This window comes from Pseudomonas sp. FG98, from assembly GCF_057808595.1.
In genome coordinates, this window is record NZ_JBMDIJ010000026.1 from 25,985 (window position 1) to 38,423 (window position 12,439).

Annotated in this window: 13 protein-coding genes and 1 pseudogene; 12 read left to right on the forward strand and 2 right to left on the reverse strand. The window is 54.9% G+C overall.

Going from position 1 to position 12,439, the window contains the following annotated elements:
• Window positions 1-246: 246 nt before the first annotated feature.
• Window positions 247-1,074, reverse strand: a pseudogene (locus tag ACODSK_RS16825) (IS5 family transposase).
• 357 nt (window positions 1,075-1,431) lie between these two features.
• On the opposite strand from ACODSK_RS16825, the gene ACODSK_RS16830 reads away from it, so the two are divergent.
• Both ACODSK_RS16830 and ACODSK_RS16835 read left to right on the forward strand, forming a co-directional pair.
• Window positions 1,432-3,060, forward strand: coding sequence for a methyl-accepting chemotaxis protein (locus ACODSK_RS16830; protein ID WP_489017710.1), 1,629 nt, complete (start codon window positions 1,432-1,434; stop codon window positions 3,058-3,060).
• Between the two features lie 284 nt (window positions 3,061-3,344).
• Window positions 3,345-4,115 (forward strand): YkgJ family cysteine cluster protein, encoded by a 771-nt coding sequence (locus ACODSK_RS16835; RefSeq protein ID WP_489017712.1) that lies wholly within the window; start codon window positions 3,345-3,347, stop codon window positions 4,113-4,115.
• A 272-nt stretch (window positions 4,116-4,387) separates the two neighbouring features.
• On the opposite strand, the gene ACODSK_RS16840 is transcribed toward ACODSK_RS16835, so the two are convergent.
• Window positions 4,388-4,783: a winged helix-turn-helix transcriptional regulator gene (locus ACODSK_RS16840; RefSeq protein ID WP_489017714.1), complete on the reverse strand. Its 396-nt coding sequence runs from the start codon at window positions 4,781-4,783 to the stop codon at window positions 4,388-4,390.
• Between the two features lie 120 nt (window positions 4,784-4,903).
• Here ACODSK_RS16840 and ACODSK_RS16845 point away from each other — a divergent pair, with 120 nt between their 5' ends.
• The 10 genes from ACODSK_RS16845 (at window position 4,904) to ACODSK_RS16890 (ending at window position 12,340) form a co-directional block, all read left to right on the forward strand.
• A complete protein-coding gene (locus ACODSK_RS16845; protein WP_489017716.1) occupies window positions 4,904-5,797 on the forward strand; it encodes an SDR family oxidoreductase in 894 nt (297 codons plus the stop codon).
• A gap of 33 nt (window positions 5,798-5,830) precedes the next feature.
• On the forward strand, window positions 5,831-7,432 hold the full coding sequence (locus ACODSK_RS16850; RefSeq protein ID WP_489017718.1) for a GMC family oxidoreductase: 1,602 nt from the start codon (window positions 5,831-5,833) through the stop codon (window positions 7,430-7,432).
• Window positions 7,433-7,466: 34 nt separating this feature from the next.
• The gene (locus ACODSK_RS16855; RefSeq protein ID WP_489017720.1) at window positions 7,467-7,802 is read left to right on the forward strand and encodes a MoaF-related domain-containing protein; all 336 of its coding nucleotides are present in this window, start codon (window positions 7,467-7,469) and stop codon (window positions 7,800-7,802) included.
• Window positions 7,803-7,810: 8 nt separating this feature from the next.
• Entirely contained in the window at window positions 7,811-8,818 is a 1,008-nt protein-coding gene (locus tag ACODSK_RS16860) for a zinc-dependent alcohol dehydrogenase family protein (protein WP_489017722.1), read from the forward strand.
• Between the two features lie 33 nt (window positions 8,819-8,851).
• Complete coding sequence (locus ACODSK_RS16865) at window positions 8,852-9,349, forward strand: nuclear transport factor 2 family protein (RefSeq protein ID WP_489017723.1); 498 nt, start codon at window positions 8,852-8,854, stop codon at window positions 9,347-9,349.
• A 23-nt stretch (window positions 9,350-9,372) separates the two neighbouring features.
• Window positions 9,373-9,996: an ester cyclase gene (locus ACODSK_RS16870; protein ID WP_489017724.1), complete on the forward strand. Its 624-nt coding sequence runs from the start codon at window positions 9,373-9,375 to the stop codon at window positions 9,994-9,996.
• 37 nt (window positions 9,997-10,033) lie between these two features.
• The gene (locus ACODSK_RS16875; RefSeq protein ID WP_489017726.1) at window positions 10,034-10,846 is read left to right on the forward strand and encodes a DODA-type extradiol aromatic ring-opening family dioxygenase; all 813 of its coding nucleotides are present in this window, start codon (window positions 10,034-10,036) and stop codon (window positions 10,844-10,846) included.
• Window positions 10,847-10,975: 129 nt separating this feature from the next.
• Window positions 10,976-11,365, forward strand: a complete 390-nt coding sequence (locus tag ACODSK_RS16880; protein WP_489017728.1) for a hypothetical protein — start codon at window positions 10,976-10,978, stop codon at window positions 11,363-11,365.
• A 196-nt stretch (window positions 11,366-11,561) separates the two neighbouring features.
• Complete coding sequence (locus tag ACODSK_RS16885; protein ID WP_489017730.1) at window positions 11,562-11,879, forward strand: type II toxin-antitoxin system PrlF family antitoxin; 318 nt, start codon at window positions 11,562-11,564, stop codon at window positions 11,877-11,879.
• A complete protein-coding gene (locus tag ACODSK_RS16890; RefSeq protein ID WP_489017732.1) occupies window positions 11,876-12,340 on the forward strand; it encodes a type II toxin-antitoxin system YhaV family toxin in 465 nt (154 codons plus the stop codon). Before ACODSK_RS16885 ends, ACODSK_RS16890 begins: the two co-directional genes overlap by 4 nt.
• The last annotated feature ends 99 nt before the right edge of the window (window positions 12,341-12,439 follow it).

Genomic DNA, 12,439 nt, shown 5'->3' on the forward strand with positions numbered 1-12,439 from the left:
GACAAAGTCGAGTAAGGCGCTCGCTCCTTTCCTACGCAGCGTTGCCGCTATGCCCCGAACAAGACGCTCTGCTGTCATAGTTGCGGAGCGCCACCCGCTGTTGGTCAAGCCTGCTCATACGCCCACTTAGGGATTCTCCGAACAAGCTGCTCATCAGCCGGAAATGGGCGGCTTAGGGATGCCGAAAAGTCCGATTTTCAGCCGCTGATTAATGGATAACCAAGGCAAAGCCTTGGTTATCTGCCCTCACGGGCGCACCTCTCCCGCAGCAGGCAACAATTGCCGGCGCACCATCCACAGATTCGACAGGGCAAACAGTGTAGTCAGTTGCGCCGTGTTCTTGGCCAAGCCGCGAAAACGCGTCTTTACATAGCCGAACTGGCGTTTGATCATCCGGAACGGGTGCTCCACCTTCGCACGCACTTGTGCCTTGGCCTTTTCGATCTTGCGCTTGGCTTTGTAGAGCACGCTGCGTTTGCTCAAGTGCTTGTAGGTGCTGCGTCGCGCAGCAATCTGCCAGATCACAGGTAGCCCTTCATGCTCTGGCCTTTTCTCAACGCCGGTATAGCCTGCGTCGGCACAGACGACGCATTTCAGGATCGCGCTCGCCGTCCTTGTTCTTGGTCGAACTAGGCGCATGGATGATCGTGGCATTGACAGTGGTACTTTGGCGCAGCGACAGCCCCTGTCTCGCAGGTAGGCATTGATGGTTTCCAGGATGCCTGCCGCCAACTGGTGTTTCTCGAGCAAGTGCCGAAAATTCATGATCGTCGTGTCTTCGGGGATCGGGGCGCTGAGCGTCAGCCGAGCAAACTGGCGCATTGAGGTGATCTCGTACAACGCTTCTTCCATTGCAGGATCATTCAGCGAAAACCAGTTCTGCAGCAAGTGAATGCGCATCATCGCTTCCAGGGGATACGGCTTACGACCGCCGCCGGCCTTTTAGTGCGGCTCGATCAACGCGACCAACCCGTTCCACAGCGCGACCTGCTCCATCTCGGCCAGGAAACGCTCGCGACGGGTTTGCTTGCGCTTACCGGCGTACTCGAAATCGGAAAAGCTCATCTGACTCATGGGATGGAGGGCTTGTAAAGGACTGTTGGACGAAGGGCTATTTCAGCATAGGTCAGACGGCCTGTGCTGACTTGATCGGAGAATCCCTAACTAACCTTTTGGTGCGTACTTCCCACAAAAATGCCCAGCCAATAGCATACCACCCAAGATGTTATGCACTTTAGGCCTAGGGATTTTAATGCACGATCCAATTCCTACTGTAGGTACTCTGCTGGTGTCGGCAAACGCAACTTGCAGTACGTGTTCCCTGAAGACGCCGCCAGAACACTTTAGCGCCTTTTGAAAGCGGCCATCGCAGAACGAATAGCGTAACCAATCATACGCAAACCATAAATTTAATGATCGCGGATTACCTCCATGCTACTTCGTAAGCTCGCCCTCGCGCCTCGCTCGACTTTATGCTTCGGCTTCTTTTTTATGGCCATTACCGCCTTGGGATTACTTTCACTAAGACAGGCCAAATCCCTTCATGAGGAAGAGAAATTTGTAGAGGACAACGTCGTTATCAGTGTAAAGCTGATTGGTCAGATAATTGAGCAATTTCAAACCATGCAGCTAATCAGCATGCGCACCCAAAACCCACTCACCCCCCAGAAACATAAAGCCAGCTTGACTAGCGACATAAATAGCTCATGGATTTTAATAGATAGATACACAAAAGAGCTCAACCAGCTAATAGTCTTGCCGGAGGGTCGCAAGGCCATCAGCGATTTATTCCAAGCAAAAAACAAATACAAAGCCACTCAGGAAGCTTACCTTTCAAAAGTCAAAGCAGACCAATTAGAGTCTGCACTGGAGACATACAGCTCCAGCATGGAGAATGACGAAAAAACAATCACAACAATACTGAGTGAATTGAGAAGACTAAATGAGGAGAAGGCCGACAATGCGGGGGCACGAGCCACTCAAACTTACAAGAATACGGTGATCACCATCATATCAGCCTTGATTGTAGGCGGAGTTTCTTCATTAGGATTTGCTTTCCTCTACACACGCAGCCTCACCATCCCGTTAAACGAGTCTTTAAAAATAGCAGAACACATCTCTCAGAATGACTTGAGTAAAGAAATCATTCCAAGTGGTTCTGATGAAGCGGCCCGCCTGGTTAAATCACTCTCATTAATGCAGGAAAATCTACGCAGTGCCTTGTCGTTGATTGAAGATTCTTCAACTCAGCTTGCTGCAACTTCGGAAGAAATGCACGCGGTTACTGAAGGCGCTGCGCGGACAATTCAGCGTCAGAGTGATGAGCTTGAGATGGCCGCCACCGCCGTTACCGAAATGAGCACGGCTGTCGAAGAGGTAGCAGGTAATGCTGCATCGACCTCGCAACTGACGTCCGAATCCAGCGCTGCAGCAATTGCAGGGCGCAAACAAGTAGAGGAAACGGTTAACGCAATCAACATCATGGTTTCCAATGTCGAAGAAACTTCCTCAGAGATAAAAGCACTAGCCATTATGGCCACTGACATCAGCAAGGTGCTGGATGTGATAGCCGCTATCGCTGAACAGACCAATCTGCTCGCACTCAACGCAGCAATAGAAGCCGCAAGAGCGGGTGAAGCGGGACGGGGTTTTGCTGTCGTCGCAGATGAAGTTAGAGCATTGGCGCATCGAACCCAGCAGTCAACGCATGAGATCGAGAAAATGGTTGTTTCTATTCAATCTGGTACCACTAATGCTGTTACATCAATGAAGCAGACAAGCGAGCAAGCTCAAATAACACTACAGATGGCTTATGGAGCAGGAAAAGTTCTAAACGAGATCACCAGCTCACTGGGACAAATAAACGAGCGCAATTTAATGATTGCAGCGGCTGCTGAAGAGCAAGCTCAAGTATCTCGCGAAGTAGATCGTAACCTCGTCAGCATCCGCGATCTCTCCACCGAAACTGCTGAGGGCTCCAATCAGACGACGCTTGCCGCTGCGGAAATTGCCACGCTGGCTGTTGACCTTAGCCGCCTAACGAAACAGTTCAAGCTATAGCTAGGACATCAAGGAGCGCTTTATTCCTTCAGATAAATCCGCCCCATCCCAGTTTAATTTACAGCCAGCCATTTTTATCAAAAAACCACCTTCTCATTTTATCAAATGACACTGTCAAAGCTATAAGCGAATCCATGGGGTTTTTACCCCATTCCTGCAGAGTACCTTTTACGCCTGCTGACCAATTGACCAAAACCATTTGAGCAATCAAAAAATCAAAACATGCTGAGCAACCCTTGAAACCAAAAAAATAACTCTCGAATATAGTTTCTAAGGATTTTAGAATGCAAGAACCAGGCATAAAAAACACCACACTTCGATATAGCTGCATAGGATGCGGCATCTGCTGCAAAGGCCGCCTTGTACCTCTAACACTCGCCGAAACAGAACAATGGCTGGCACGAGGGCATCATGTAGCAATTATACTTGAAGCATTTAACGAGCTGACGTGGCCGACAACCTCATCGCATTACGTACACAATGCGGCCAGATCCGTTGCCGTCAACGAGGCCGACAATAGCATTCGCGTGATTGCCGTATTCGTCGGCAATGCACTCGAGCAGTGCCCAAATCTGCGACCGGATAATTTGTGCGGTATTTATGAGGAACGCCCGCTTGTCTGCCGAATTTATCCAATGGAGATCAATCCGTTCATTGAAGTAGATCCCAAGAACAAGATCTGTCCGCCCGAGTCTTGGGGAAGCGGAGAAATCCTTTGCACTGATGGTGTCGCTAACCCTGAGCTTCAGGCCCTCGTGAATCTATCTAGGGAGGCTGATATCATTGACGCCTCGATCAAGGTAGCGATCTGTGCACAACTGGGAATCAAGGTCGCCAGTTGGAAGGAGAATGGATTCGCCATCTATTTTCCGGAGCGTTTGGAGATGATGGATGCAATACGTGAGAGCAATAACATCGTGATAGATCACTGGGCGAAGGGGTGGAAAGTACGAGTAGATGACCAACTACTTCGCCAACTTCTTTTAGAAGGAAACGTTCCACTTTCCGACTGCGAGCCTGCTGATTATATCTTTCACAAGCTTAGCTCAGCATAATACACCCTGGGAACATCCTAAGCCTCCTACTCTTCATATTTCATCATCCTAATTCCGCCATGGCGTGAATCATGGCGGATGTTTCATAAACCATTAAAGGCTGCACCTGAACGACCAGCCCAAGCCTCAATGATTATTCGTTCACTCATGACCGGGCAATTAGCCTCAGTTCCAAAGAGCTGCGCGCAGTTTACTCGGGCCGCCACTCAATGATCCATATCGATTTGGTCTGGCAGTCTGTTGCTCAGCCGACCTGCCACTGTCACCAATGCCTATGCAACGCCTTTCTCTCGCCGCGAATCCATGATTCGCGCAATGTTGGACTCGATCCAGTCAGCCAGCGTGGCTACATGCGCAGTGACCTCCCGCCCCATGGGCGTTAATGTGTACTCAACATAGGGCGGAATGACGGGGTGGGCATAACGAGAAACAAAGCCGTCTTCTTCTAAGCGTTTCAACGTTTGAGCTAACATCTTTTCGCTGATGCCGACAGCCTTTCGCCGCAACTCACTGTAGCGCAAAGTACCTTCTTGCAGGCTCAGGAGGCACAGAACCCCCCACAGACTGCTTACATGCTTAAGTGCGTCTCGTGACGGGCAATCCACTGTAAACAGTTCCCCCAATCTGACCTTCTCAGACAAGGTTTTTTCCTGCGCTGCTTGAGACATTTCATTCTCCAGATGTGCGATAAACGCCTTCACTAACCTTTTGGTGCGTACTTCCAAAAGTAAAGTGTAGCTACTAGCATTCGGTTTTGGAAGTCAAACGCTACCCTAGGAGGTTTGTTCATGAGGAACTCGATTCTCGTCACTGGCGCTTCTGGCCACTTTGGCCAACTCGTTCTGAAGCACCTCACTGACACTTTATCCGTCCCTGTTAGTCGCATCGTCGCGGCCAGTCGCAACCCTGCAAAGTTGGCAGATTGGGCCGCCAAGGGTGTAGAGACACGTGCCCTCGACTTCGAACAGCCCGACACCTTTGCGGCAGCCTTCGACGGCGTCGAGCGCGCTCTGCTGGTCAGCACTGATGCGCTTGACCGCCCAGGCCGCCGGCTGGAACAGCACACCAATGCAATCAATGGCTTGAAAACGGCTGGCGTCAGCCACGTCATTTACACCTCAGCACCCAATCCCGCAGGTGCCCCCCTGCTGATTGCACCTGACCATGAGGGCACGGAGAAAGCACTGCTTGAGAGTGGTCTGGCCGGCTGGACGGTGCTGCGCAACCACTGGTACTTCGAAAATCTGTTCATGTTCCTGCCCCCGGTGCTCGCCTCCGGCAAGTGGTATGCGGCGGATGGTGGTCAAGGTAGCGCAGATATCGCACGCAGTGATCTTGCCTTGGCGGCTGCCACCGTGTTGGCGGGAACCGAATCTGGCAAGAACATCTATACCTTGTCCGGCGCACAGTCGCTGACCAAGGCAGCCATCGGCGCCGCCGTGGGCGCTGCAATCGGAAAGCCGATCGAGGTCGTGCAGGTTCCGCTGGAAGGCTTGGTACAGGGCATGGTGCAGGCTGGGTTACCCGAGCCCTTGGCGCGCGTCTTCGCGTCGTTCGATACCAACACCGAAGCTGGCCGTGTCGCTGAGGTCACCGGTGACTTCGAGCGCATCACCGGCCGCCAACCCCAGTCCTTCGAGGATTGGCTGCAGGCGAACAAGGCAGCCCTCGCGGCGCTCTAACTCTGGCCCAACGACCCGTTCTGTGAGGATGCAATGACATACGACTACATTGTCATTGGCGCCGGCCCTGCCGGCGTCGCCGTGGCTGCTCGTCTGAGCGAGCGATCCGACCGCACCGTGCTGCTGCTCGAAGCAGGCGGTGAGTCCTACAGTGAACTGGGTAGAGCTCAGGGTACTTTCCACTCGCTATGGGGCGGTGAAGCAGACTGGGCTTACAGCACGGTGCCGCAAACCCATTTGAATGGCCGTTCTGTCTATACACCACGTGGCAAAGCGGTTGGCGGCAGCAGCGCCATCAATGTCGGCTTTTGGACGCGGGGCGCGCTAGCCGACTACGACCGCTGGGCTGCTCTAGGTCTTGAGGGATGGAGCGCCACTACGGCGGCGGAGACGTTCAAACGGATCGAGAACTCCGAACGAGCCGCTGGCGATGCCCTTCGCGGAGGCGATGGCCCCGTGGTGATGGAGCCATTGGTCAACGATGGCAACGTACCGGATCTCTTGTTGGACGCCTTCGTGGAAGCGGGCCTGGGGCCAAAGGGCGACATCAACGGCGCCAACCCTTACGTGGCGAGCCGAGTCGAGACCATCCACAAAGACAAGTATCGGCACACCATAGCCGATGCCTATCTGACGCCGGAAGTACGGCGTCGGCCCAATCTGACGTTGATCTCCCATGCAAACACGTCCCGAATCCTCATCGAGGATAAGCAGGCGGTTGGTGTGGTGTTCACCGTGGGCAATGAAAAGCAGACGGCCCTTGCGGGCCGTGAAGTTATCGTTGCCGCAGGGGCGATCAACACGCCAAAACTGCTGATGTTGTCCGGCATTGGCCCTGCTGAACATCTGCAAGCACATGGCATCGCTTTGGCTGCTGATGTTCCTGGTGTTGGCGCGAACCTGCAAGACCATCTGAGCGTGGCCATCCAGGTCGTCGCCCCCAAGGAGTTTCCCGTTCCGATCTACCCGAGCGGTGATCCGGCGTCGGTAGCAGAGTGGCGCTTTCAGCGGACGGGGCCGGCAACCTTCTTCTCCGGCAACGGGATCGGTTTCTTCTCGCTCACGTCTGGTCAAGACCGGCCTGAGTACGAAGTGATTCCGATGTATCAGCCGGCCTTGAAGGATGGCGAAGGCAAAGACCTGTTCCAGGACGTCAACGAACCACGCGCTGGCTACTCCTATGCGGTGGTGCTCCTGCACCCCAAGAGCAAGGGCACCGTACGTTTGACGAGTGCTGACCCAGCCGACGCACCCGCCATCGACCCGAACTACTTGGGCGAGTCAGACGATGCCGGTGCATTGGCCAAAGGCGTGCGTCAGTTGCTTCGATTGACGCAAACCGAAGCTCTTAAACCCTTGACCGAGCAGACCGTGCCCGCACCGACCATCGGAGACGCCGAACTACTCGACTTCATCAAGGCCAACGCGTCCACGGTCTTCCATCCCGTGGGTACGGCAAAAATGGGGACGGACGACGATGTTTCGGCTGTCGTCAATGCCAAGTTGCAGGTTCGCGGCATCAAGAACCTACGCGTGGCCGACGCCTCTGTTTTCCCAACGCTTACCAGCGGCCACACGATGGCTCCTGTCATCTACGTGGGAGAACAGGCTGCTCGATTCATTCTGAGTGAGTGACCCCACCACTTCCGTCTATTCATAGGAGAAAGACATGCCAGATGCAGATGCGGTGACGTCCCCCAATTTTCCGATGATCGGGCGCAAGGCCCAAGTGCGATTTGGCGAACTCGTCTTCGAGTTGAACTTCAAAGATGCCACGACGATGTCTTTCATCGGGCTGGACGGCCCGTTCAAGGGTGTGCAGGACACGGTGCGCTACACCGCGCTGGAACTAGTGAACAACATCTACATGGTTTATTGGCATGAGCCCGGCACAGGGGCGAACGTTGTGCACGTACAGGACTACGAATTGGGCATCGTCTACACCAACATCGCTGGTGCAGACGGCTCTTTTACCAATCTTAAGGGCGTGATCACGCTGGGGTAACCAACATCATGAAAGCAATACAACTACGCGCACCCGGTGGATTGGACCGGCTTGAAATTGTCGATTTGCCTGATCCCGGCACTCCTGGACCCGGTCAGATTCGGGTGCGCATCCATGCCAGCTCATTGAATTTCCATGACTTGGGCGTGGTCAGCGGTCACATGCCCTCAGCAGATCGGCGCATTCCGATGGCTGACGGTGCCGGCACCATCGAGGCGGTGGGTGAAGGCGTCAGCGAATTCGCAGTCGGTGACCACGTCGTTTCGACATTCTTCCCCACCTGGCTGAATGGCGATCCGGTCAACGGAGATTTCTCCACGGTCCCCGGAGATGGCGTGGACGGTTACGCCCGCGAATGGGTCGTGGCCGACGCGACGTCCTTCACTCGCGCCCCTAAAGGCTGGAGCCATGCGGAGGCTGCGACATTGACCACGGCGGGGGTCACTGTCTGGCGCGCCTTGGTCGTCAACGGTGGAATCAAGGCTGGCGACACCGTGCTGGTTCAAGGCACCGGTGGTGTCTCCATCTTCGCCCTGCAAGTTGCCAAAGCGCTGGGAGCCACGGTCATTGCCACCTCGTCTTCGAACGAAAAACTTGAGCGCGTGCGCCAACTGGGTGCCGATCACCTGATCAACTACCGCCAAGAACCCGAGTGGGCCAGGCCGGTCCTGGAGATCACAGCAGGGCGAGGCGTCGATCATGTGATCGAAGTTGGGGGCGCTGGCACGCTTGCGCAGTCGATCAAAGCCGCACGGGTCGCCGGTCACATTGCGCTCATCGGTGTCCTCACCGGGCCAGCCGGGCCAGTTCCCACCGCAGGCTTGACGGTGCGCCAACAACGCCTACAGGGATTGATCGTAGGTAGTCGGCAGCATCAGCAGGATCTTGTTCGTGCGCTTGATGCCCTGCCCATCCGTCCTGTCATCAGCAAGTCTTTCCCCCTCACCGACTTGGGCGAGGCCTTCCGTCTGCAACAGGCTGGTGGGCACTTCGGAAAGATCAGCATCGAATACTGAAATCGTCTAACTCGACCACCAATGGAACTGACAATGAAAAAGAAATTTGCCACAGCGTGCCTGACTCTCAGCTTGACGCTGGCTACCTTCACCGTCTCCGCCCAATCGACGACTGCACCTGCTGCGCCTACCCATACGGCCTCTCAACAGAAGCAGGCTGCCAGCAACAAGGCCATCGTCGTTGAATACCTCGATGTCGTTTTTAACCAGCGCAACCTGGCAAAAGCGGAGACCTATTGGTCTGGCAACATGATCCAACACAACCCAGGCATGCCCAACGGACTGGATGTGTTGCGCGGTTTCATTAGCAGCAAGGGCCCTAGCCCGACCTATGAGCCAGGGCTGGTCATGGAGGATGGCAATCTAGTCATGATCCACGGCCGCTACACCAACTGGTTCGGCAAGAACATGATCGCGGTGGATATCTTCCGCCTGGATAATGGCAAGGTCGTCGAACATTGGGACGTCATGCAGGAGGAAGTTCCAGCAGACAAGTCGGCCAACGGAAATGCCATGTTTCCAGCTAAATGAAGCGTATTGGTTGGACCGTAGCCATGAAAAAGTCCCTCGTGAAAGTTGGTTTCTCAATTGGTGTTGTACTCGCTTCCCTGAGCGCCTTCGCCCAGTCACCAGCCAGCACACCAAAGGTGCCTGCTCCAATTCCGGAAACTGCGTTGAAAGCAGAGGACCAGGCACAAGTGGAAGAACTTAAGCGGCAGGTCACCGCGATTGCCGCTCAGCGTCGAACCGAGCAAGCCAATTTGACGAATTTCGACGATCTCGACTTCAACGTCTATAGCGGCCAAAAGTGGGGCGAGTTGACCAAGAGCCACTCACCCAACATCGTCGTACACATGCCGGACGGTCGTATCACCAAAGGCTTGCCAGCACATGTCGAGGAGCTGAAACCAATGTTCGTATTTGCTCCCGACACGCGCATCCGAGAGCATCCGATCCGCATCGCTTCTGGCGAGTGGACGGCGGTCTCCGGCTATGTCGAAGGAACATTCTCGCAGCCGATGCCCATAGGTGACGGCAAGACTATTGCGCCGACGGGAAAGCCTTTCAAGCTGGGCATGGTCACGATCGGTCACTGGACCAAGGACGGCGTTATGGATGAGGAATGGTTGTATTGGGACAACCAGTCGCTCCTGACGCAGATCGGATTGGCCCAATGATGCTGTTGTTCACTAGTAATTAAGGAACCATGCAACCATGACCACGAGATTACCCACATTCTTCATTTCGCACGGCGGCGGGCCTTGGCCATGGATGGATGGCATGGTTGCAGGCCCGTACGCGAAACTCGCTCAGTCGTTGCGGAATCTGGCAGCAGACGCGGGAGGCCAGCCCCGGGCCATCTTGATGGTGTCCGCGCACTGGGAGGAGCCTGTATTTTCGGTGCAATCCCATCCACATCCACCCATGATTTACGACTACTACGGATTCCCTGAGCACACCTATCGCATTAGTTACGCCTCACCTGGCGATCCTGTCTTGGCCTGCCGTGTAGCGAGCCTGCTGCGGGAGGCCGGTCTTGGCGTACAACTGGACGGCGATAGAGGCTATGACCACGGTATGTATGCCCCCATGGCCGTCGCCTACCCAGACCAAGACATGCCCACTGTGCAGTTGTCATTGCAAGCTGGACTTGATCCAAAGACGCACATCGACTTGGGGCGTTCGTTGGCCCCACTACGCGATGAGGGTGTACTACTGGTAGGCAGTGGGCTGAGTTATCACAACCTGCGCGCCTTTGGCGCTGCTGCGGTAATAGCATCGACGGAATTTGATGGCTGGCTGCATCAGGTCATGGCGTTACCACCTACAGATCGCACCCAGGCGCTACTCGACTGGGAGCATGCTCCGGCAGCGCGTCTGGCTCATCCGCGCGAGGAACACCTGCTGCCGCTCATGGTGGCCATTGGTGCTGCAGAGCACGACATTGCCCGTGTCGTTTACCACGAGCAGGGATTTATGGGTGGTGTTACCGCTTCCAGCTTTCAGTTCGGCGTCACTGCTCAATAAAAATGCTCTTCGCGCTCAAGCGTCGCTGATGGGTTAACAGAAATAAGCAATCAAATCGCTCGACAGAGGACGTAGTAGAACAGCCCCACCAGCGCAAGTCAGGACAGTTTCTGCAGGAGGCTGCTCACCATGGATCCGATCAGGAGCCATTACCACCCCATCGATGCCGCGATCCTCTGGTGCAATCTTACTGATCACGCAGCGGAAATCTTGCAAGTCGAGATTTCTCATTCAGGCGAGCTGCTCAAACGCTTCCCCCAGTGGCCATTTCTACATTTCCATGTAGAGCGTATCTATGACGCCATTGCCTGTGGCGAACTACCTGCAACCTTCCTTGGCGGCCCTATAACGCTCAACGACCACGACGAACGTGTCTACAGGTCTATTCGCCGCGCAGACCTGCGGAGCTGGCTTGCACCGAACTACCCGGAAGAGAAGCCCGAGTTTTTGTTCCCCAAGAACATTGACCACCTGGGATGCCTAGAGCCCTGCCCAAATGTTCTTTGGGGATCCGGATAGTCTCTGAAAGAACCTGACACCTTCGATAAGCCAACCAAAGACCGGCTTTACATAGATCACGCTCCCGAAAGTGGCGTAAGTCATGGTTCGCCCCTGGCAGCCTCACTCCCCACCTATAACGCCCCTCAAAAATCAGGATTGACCAAGTAAGGATAACTCCTTACCTTTTCCTTTTAATGCATCCGGGAAATCGCTCATGCCTGACATCCACGAAGTCGCCACGCTCACCTCCAAGGGCCAGGTCACCCTACCCAAGGCCGTTCGCCAACTGCTGGGCCTGAGTACAGGCACCAAGGTCGCGTTCGACGTCCGCGGGAATGAGGTCGTGGTCAGCCGTGTCGAGGCCGACCACGAAGACCCTGCCATCGGCGCGTTCCTGAACCTGCTGGAGGCTGATATCCGCAACGGACGAAACATCACTACACTCCCAGACGACATGGCACAGGCCATGCTCGCCAACGCAAACCACCCTGTAAATCTGGACGACGACATTGGCGGCGAGGTTGCACTTTGAAGCAACGCCATGGCTGGACACTGTTGTTCCATGAAGGTGTGATTTTACAGCTACGCAAATTGCAAGAAGCCGCCGCCCGGGCCGAGCAGAACAACCCGCAAGGTTTTGAAAGCAACGCCAACGTGAAGCTGTTTCGGGCACTGAGCCACCTGATTATGGAAGCTGTACCAGTCGACCCTGGCCGTGATGAGTTCCGCCAAGGCAACACACTGGGCACAGCCTACCGACATTGGCGGCGGGCAAAAATCGGCAGGCGCTTTCGGCTGTTCTTTCGCTACGACTCAAGATCCAAGGTCATCGTCTATGCATGGATCAACGACGAAAACACCCTGCGCTCCGCAGGCAGCAAGTCCGATCCATATGCCGTATTCGAGAAGATGCTGGGCCGCGGCAACCCTCCTGATGACTGGAACGCGCTGATTGCTGCGACACATAGCGACTGGGACGAGCCCACTACATAAGCTGCGCGACTGGGTGAGGGATTGCACGTTCGGCACCAGACCTCGGTGCGTCCACCGTAATCCACCTGTAACGGCTATCAGCAAGCCTGTCGCCCTTTG

What these genes read in the sequence shown, in the direction of transcription:
- ACODSK_RS16875 (WP_489017726.1), top strand. Translation starts at nt 10,034, where the DNA reads ATGACCACGAGATTACCCACATTCTTCATTTCGCACGGCGGCGGGCCT.
- ACODSK_RS16835 (WP_489017712.1), top strand. Translation starts at nt 3,345, where the DNA reads ATGCAAGAACCAGGCATAAAAAACACCACACTTCGATATAGCTGCATA.
- ACODSK_RS16850 (WP_489017718.1), top strand. Translation starts at nt 5,831, where the DNA reads ATGACATACGACTACATTGTCATTGGCGCCGGCCCTGCCGGCGTCGCC.
- ACODSK_RS16840 (WP_489017714.1), bottom strand. Translation starts at nt 4,783, where the DNA reads ATGTCTCAAGCAGCGCAGGAAAAAACCTTGTCTGAGAAGGTCAGATTG.
- ACODSK_RS16880 (WP_489017728.1), top strand. Translation starts at nt 10,976, where the DNA reads ATGGATCCGATCAGGAGCCATTACCACCCCATCGATGCCGCGATCCTC.
- ACODSK_RS16870 (WP_489017724.1), top strand. Translation starts at nt 9,373, where the DNA reads ATGAAAAAGTCCCTCGTGAAAGTTGGTTTCTCAATTGGTGTTGTACTC.
- ACODSK_RS16860 (WP_489017722.1), top strand. Translation starts at nt 7,811, where the DNA reads ATGAAAGCAATACAACTACGCGCACCCGGTGGATTGGACCGGCTTGAA.
- ACODSK_RS16865 (WP_489017723.1), top strand. Translation starts at nt 8,852, where the DNA reads ATGAAAAAGAAATTTGCCACAGCGTGCCTGACTCTCAGCTTGACGCTG.
- ACODSK_RS16885 (WP_489017730.1), top strand. Translation starts at nt 11,562, where the DNA reads ATGCCTGACATCCACGAAGTCGCCACGCTCACCTCCAAGGGCCAGGTC.
- ACODSK_RS16830 (WP_489017710.1), top strand. Translation starts at nt 1,432, where the DNA reads ATGCTACTTCGTAAGCTCGCCCTCGCGCCTCGCTCGACTTTATGCTTC.
- ACODSK_RS16845 (WP_489017716.1), top strand. Translation starts at nt 4,904, where the DNA reads ATGAGGAACTCGATTCTCGTCACTGGCGCTTCTGGCCACTTTGGCCAA.
- ACODSK_RS16855 (WP_489017720.1), top strand. Translation starts at nt 7,467, where the DNA reads ATGCCAGATGCAGATGCGGTGACGTCCCCCAATTTTCCGATGATCGGG.